The organism is Protofrankia sp. CiP1_Cm_nod3 (genome assembly GCF_982290655.1).
The window spans coordinates 13,236-13,899 of record NZ_CEVIVD010000043.1 but is presented as its reverse complement, the minus strand read 5'-3'; the positions used below and the strand labels follow the sequence as shown (position 1 = coordinate 13,899).

Genomic DNA, 664 nt, shown 5'->3' with positions numbered 1-664 from the left:
TCGCGCTCGCGCCCGGCGGCAACGGCGTCCCGGCACATGCCACGGACGACGTGCTGCGCGGCCGCAGGATTCTCGTGATCGACGACGACGTCCGGAACGTGTTCGCCATCACCAGCGTCCTCGAGCTCCACGGACTGACCGTGATTCACGCGCCCGACGGGCGCATAGGCATCGACATCCTGGTCGCCACCGACGGCGTCGAACTCGTTCTCGTGGACGTGATGATGCCGGAAATGGACGGTTATGCCACGATGACGGCAATCCGGGAAATGGCTCGTTTCGGTGCGCTCCCGATTATTGCCGTCACCGCGAAAGCCATGCCGGGCGACCGGCAGAAATGCCTTGCCGCCGGCGCCGACGACTACGTGACCAAGCCGGTCGACACCGACGAGCTCCTCACCTGCATCCGGCAGCGGCTCACCCGTCAGGAGCCCGGCGAGAATATCCGGTGATCAGTACTCCTGTTCAGGTGGCGGAAACCCGCCGGGCCCACATCCCTGCCGGGTGCCACGGCGTACCGCCGTGGTCGGCCATGGCAGCGGACCACCGGTCAGGATCCGTGTAACGACTGCCGGCCGAAGTCCGCGGGCTGTGCAGCGGATTCACCGGGCCGGTCGGGGCGTGCCGTATTCGTGCCCTCGAGGACCTCGGCCCGAAGAGGCGG

Annotated in this window: 1 protein-coding gene; it reads left to right on the top strand. The window is 67.5% G+C overall.

Annotated elements, in window-relative coordinates:
- Positions 1–452: response regulator (locus tag AC5LUJ_RS10860; protein WP_493464870.1), on the top strand; the 452-nt coding region annotated here is incomplete at its 5' end.
- Positions 453–664: the final 212 nt, after the last annotated feature.